Source organism: Streptomyces sp. NPDC002779 (assembly GCF_042888685.1).
Classification (GTDB): domain Bacteria; phylum Actinomycetota; class Actinomycetes; order Streptomycetales; family Streptomycetaceae; genus Streptomyces.
On sequence record NZ_JBIAQC010000057.1, the window covers coordinates 1 to 3,995 of the forward strand.

The 3,995-nt window shown below is 66.5% G+C and carries 6 protein-coding genes and 1 pseudogene; 3 read left to right on the forward strand and 4 right to left on the reverse strand.

Annotation, left to right across the window (positions count from 1 at the left end; translation table 11 throughout):
* From ACFYW5_RS37600 to ACFYW5_RS37610, 3 genes are all read right to left on the reverse strand, one after another.
* The coding region (locus tag ACFYW5_RS37600) for an IS3 family transposase (protein WP_389421640.1) at nucleotides 1-550 on the reverse strand (550 nt) is incomplete at its 3' end.
* Between the two features lie 3 nt (nucleotides 551-553).
* The gene (locus ACFYW5_RS37605) at nucleotides 554-682 is read right to left on the reverse strand and encodes a hypothetical protein (protein WP_389421641.1); all 129 of its coding nucleotides are present in this window, start codon (nucleotides 680-682) and stop codon (nucleotides 554-556) included.
* Nucleotides 679-990, reverse strand: coding sequence for a transposase (locus ACFYW5_RS37610; RefSeq protein WP_389421642.1), 312 nt, complete (start codon nucleotides 988-990; stop codon nucleotides 679-681). The genes ACFYW5_RS37605 and ACFYW5_RS37610 overlap by 4 nt, the downstream gene beginning before the upstream one ends.
* Nucleotides 991-1,096: 106 nt before the next feature.
* Between ACFYW5_RS37610 and ACFYW5_RS37615 the strand changes: the two genes are divergently transcribed.
* A complete protein-coding gene (locus ACFYW5_RS37615) occupies nucleotides 1,097-1,369 on the forward strand; it encodes a hypothetical protein (RefSeq protein ID WP_389421643.1) in 273 nt (90 codons plus the stop codon).
* Nucleotides 1,362-1,559, forward strand: coding sequence for a hypothetical protein (locus tag ACFYW5_RS37620; RefSeq protein ID WP_389421644.1), 198 nt, complete (start codon nucleotides 1,362-1,364; stop codon nucleotides 1,557-1,559). The genes ACFYW5_RS37615 and ACFYW5_RS37620 overlap by 8 nt, the downstream gene beginning before the upstream one ends.
* Before the next feature lie 65 nt (nucleotides 1,560-1,624).
* Here the strand turns inward: ACFYW5_RS37620 and ACFYW5_RS37625 are convergent.
* Nucleotides 1,625-2,479, reverse strand: a pseudogene (locus tag ACFYW5_RS37625) (IS5 family transposase).
* 650 nt (nucleotides 2,480-3,129) lie between these two features.
* Here ACFYW5_RS37625 and ACFYW5_RS37630 point away from each other — a divergent pair.
* On the forward strand, nucleotides 3,130-3,966 hold the full coding sequence (locus tag ACFYW5_RS37630; protein WP_389421645.1) for a DUF6192 family protein: 837 nt from the start codon (nucleotides 3,130-3,132) through the stop codon (nucleotides 3,964-3,966).
* Nucleotides 3,967-3,995: the final 29 nt, after the last annotated feature.

Genomic DNA, 3,995 nt, shown 5'->3' on the forward strand with positions numbered 1-3,995 from the left:
CTCCGGAACATCGCTGGTCTTCAAACTCCAGTCCGTCGTGGCCACGTCGCACACCTCCGAGATCAGGGTGTTGCGACGACCAGTTGAATCCACCTTGCGCCCCGCGGTCGCTGTGGTGAATGAGGCCGGAGCCCTTCTTGATCCTCCGTCTCCACAGTGCCATCTCCAGTGCGCCCAAAGGGAGTTCGGTGCGCATGTGGTTCGCGACCTGCCAGCCGACGATCATCCGCGAGTACACGTCCAGGACGAACGCCACGTACGCCCAGCCGGACCAGGTGCGGACATACGTCATGTCCGCTACCCACAGCTGATCCGGCCGCGAGGCCGTGAAGTCGCGGTCGACCAGGTCCGACGGCCTGGGTGCCGACGGCTCCGGCACCGTGGTGCGGCGACGTTTCCCGCGGATCACGCCCTCCAGGCCCAGCTCACGCATCAGCCGCTCGACGGTGCAGCGTGCCACGAGAATGCCCTTGCGCCTGAGCGCGCGGGTGATCCGGCGAACACCATAGGTGCCGCCGGACTCAGCATGGATCTGTTCGATCAGCGGCATCAGCTACTCGTCGCGCAGTCGGCCGGCCGACTTCGGCCGCTTCTTACGTGCGTAGTACGCCGACTCCGACAGCCCCAGCACCCGGCAGGCGAACCCGACCCCGAGACCCTTGTCCGTGAGGTGGTCGATCACCTGGTCGGCCTCGTCCAGGGACGGTCGAGTTCGGCCGCAAAAAATGCGCTCGCGGCTTTGAGGATCTCATTCGCCCGCCTCAACTCCGCTACTTCTTTGCGGAGTTGCTTCAGCTCCTCGTGCTCGGCGATGGTCACCCGGTCGTCGCGTTCGCCGGCGTCCGCCTCAACCTGGCGGACCCAGCCGCGCAGGGCTTCCTTGTGGATGCCCAGGTCCTTGGCGACATGCGCGATCGGCCGGCCGGTAGTGCGGACCTCGCGGACGGCCCGCTCGCGCAGCTCGCCCGGGTATCTACGTGGTGCTGGCACTGCTCGTGGTTCTCCTTCGGACCAGGATCATAAACCTGGCTTCAGGGACTCCACGAAACCGGGGTCAGCTCACCTGGTACAGGCCGCCACCCCCTTGGGTGACCTGATGGCGTGGCTGACCCCGCTGGTACCTCTCGCCCCGAGCCTGACGGTGGCGTCGGTCGCGCTCATGGGGTCCTGCCGGCCCTGGCGCATCCCCGCGGCGTGGTGGACCAGCCAGACGGCCGCGGCCGGCACGCCCGGGGCGCTGGCGACCACCCTGCGCTCACAGCGCAGCGCCGCCGGCCCGCTGGGGCAGAAGAACCTCGTCCTGCGGATGCTGCCCGAGCTTCCCATGCCGACGCTGGTGGTCTGGGGGCTCCAGGATCGATGTGCTTGAGACGCTGAAAAATGTCACGGAAGGGGACGATGGCCTGGTCGTAGAGGGTCTGCCGCGCCTTCTCGGGCGGATCGGGCTCGGTCCCGGGTGGGATGCGTTCGGCGATGATCTTCCGGGTGGTGGCCAGGTCTGCGCGTCGTGCTTCGGTCTCGGCCAGAGCGGCGGTCAAGTGGTCGATCTGGCTGCGTAGTTCGTCAGCCCGGGCCGTGGTTTTGTCGTGCTGGTCCTGGAGGTCTGCCAGGAGCTCGCTGATGTTCACGCGGCCAGCCCGAGGGTGTCGCGCCAGGTGGGGGCGGGTGTGGTGAGGCGGCGGGCCATGTTGGCGATGGAAGCCCAGTAGACGCGCGAGGCGGAAGTGTCGAGGCGGTGGTCGTACTCGCGGGCCAGGCGGCGGTGCAGCATCAACGTGCCGTTGACCTGCTCCACGATCCACCTCTTCGGTTGCGGGACGAAGCCTTTGCCCTGGTCTGCGGCGTTGCGGCGGACGACCTCGACGTCGATGTCCAGCAGGGCGCCGTGGATGAGAACCTCGTCCTTAAAGCCCTGGTCCACCAGGGCCTTCTCCAGACGCATCCCGCACCGCTCGGCCGCCTGATCGAGCAGGGCAGTGCCGGCTGCGTTGTCATGGGCGGAGGCGGCCAGCACTACGACGCCGATGATCAGCCCCAGAACGTCAACGGCCAGTCCCCGCTTGCGCCCCGACACCTTCTTGTTGGCGTCCAGTCCCGTCGTGGTCTTCGGGACACCCGCGGCCGCGCGGACGGACTGGGTGTCGATGATCACCAGGGACGGGTCCTACAATCGCCGGGCTCTCTCCCGCACTTGGCAGCGCAGGAGTTCGGAGATCCGCTGGTCGAGCCCGTCCTGGCGCCACAGGCCGAAGTAGTAGAACACCGCCGACCAGGACGGCAGATCATGCGGGAGGTAGCGCCACTGGCAGCCCGTCCGGTTCTGGTAGAAGATCGCGTTCACGACCTCCCGCAGATCGCAGGAGCCGGGATCTCCGGTCACTGACCGAGCCACTCTCTCCTGCTTCCAGGCCGTGATCATCGGCTCAATCAACGCCCACTGCTCGTCCGATAAGTCGCTGGGGTACGGCTCTCGCTCCATGCCCGCATCTCAGCATGCACATGCCCAACAGAGGGCCTGCGCGACGATCAGTACCTCGATCGAGCGATCACGAACCGAGGAAGATCGGACTTAACGTCCACTGAGGGCGTCAACACCAAGTAGCTGTTTCTGATCCCCGGTTTCTGGGAGCCTTGAGGCATAGCCTGGTGCGGTGTCCGAGGGTGCGATACGGGGTGGGAAGAGGATTTGCCGGGCTTGCGGGGAGCCGTTGAGGCCGGAGGCCCGTCGGGGTGCGGTGTTCTGCTCGACTGCGTGTCGTTCCAGGCAGTGGCGGGTGGAGGACCGGTTGCGGAAGCGGCTTGCGGCGGTGAAGGACGGGGCCGGCGAGGTCGAGTGCCCGGAGTGCGGGACCCGGTGGATCGCGGGGGTGGATCGCCGTTCGGACGCGGTGTTCTGCTCGACGAAGTGCAAGGTGAGCGCGTGGAAGCGCCGGAAGGAACCGTTCGGCGAACGGTCACAGTAACCGCTGAGCGAACGCATCCTGAGACCCGCTTCGGTCGCTAACCGATCATTTGCGGTCATCCATTGTGATCTGTGGATGTGCGGTCCGACTCTCGACAGAGATGCGGGCCTTGTCCCGTTACGGTCCGAAGTGCCGTTTCTGGGCCCGCACTTGGGTGGTGAAAGCCATGTCCGAGGAGAACGTCGGGGCGGTCAGCCAGTCCCGCTACGAACAGATCATCGCCGAGCTTCGTGAAGTCGTCGAACAGCAGACCCGGGGTCAGTTCACGATCGGGGACCGCGCCCTGGAAGTGGAACCGATGAGGCAGCGAGGCGGCCTGGTCGGGTCAAGTGAGTACACGGTCGAGCAGTCGCTGCAACGGCTGTCTGATGACATCGGATTGAGCGTCGGAGCGGTAAAAACAGCCAGGTGGGTGGCGTCCCGCTGGCCGAAACAGCACCGGCAGCCGAAGCTCGCCTCCTACACGGTCCATCGCTCGCTGGCGAACATCGAGGACGAGGACGAGCGGTTCAAGGCGATCCTGACGCCGTCGAACGGCAAGGCCCGTTGGACCACGGACGACGCCAATCGCCGGGTGGGACAGCAGGTCGAAACACCGATCACGCCGCAGGAGAAGGTCACCGCGATCCACTCGCTGGCCCGGGAGCCCGAGGTCGCCGCGGCGGTGACCACCGACTTCCTGAAGCGTCCGCAGGTCGCGGCCAAAGTGTCGGCGGAGGACAAGGTCCGGGTGGTGGAGGAATTCACCCGCGACGAGTCGGTGGCGACCACCGCCGCGACCAGCCTGATGCGCCGGCCGGACGTCGCGTTCAAGGCGATGAGCGACGACACCGCCCGCTTCCAGGCCAACCGGGCCCAGATGGACCGCTTGCGGCAGACGCACGAGCACTTCGAGGACCATCATCCCCTCGCTCCGGCGGTCCGCAACATCGAGAGGTGTCGGCGTACACCTGAACGTCCCCACCCGCGTACGGATGAAAAGGGACAGTTGCTGATGCGTTGAGACCTGCTGCTCGGCACTCTGCTGCTTGG

What these genes read in the sequence shown, in the direction of transcription:
- ACFYW5_RS37615 (WP_389421643.1), top strand. Translation starts at nt 1,097, where the DNA reads ATGGCGTGGCTGACCCCGCTGGTACCTCTCGCCCCGAGCCTGACGGTG.
- ACFYW5_RS37630 (WP_389421645.1), top strand. Translation starts at nt 3,130, where the DNA reads ATGTCCGAGGAGAACGTCGGGGCGGTCAGCCAGTCCCGCTACGAACAG.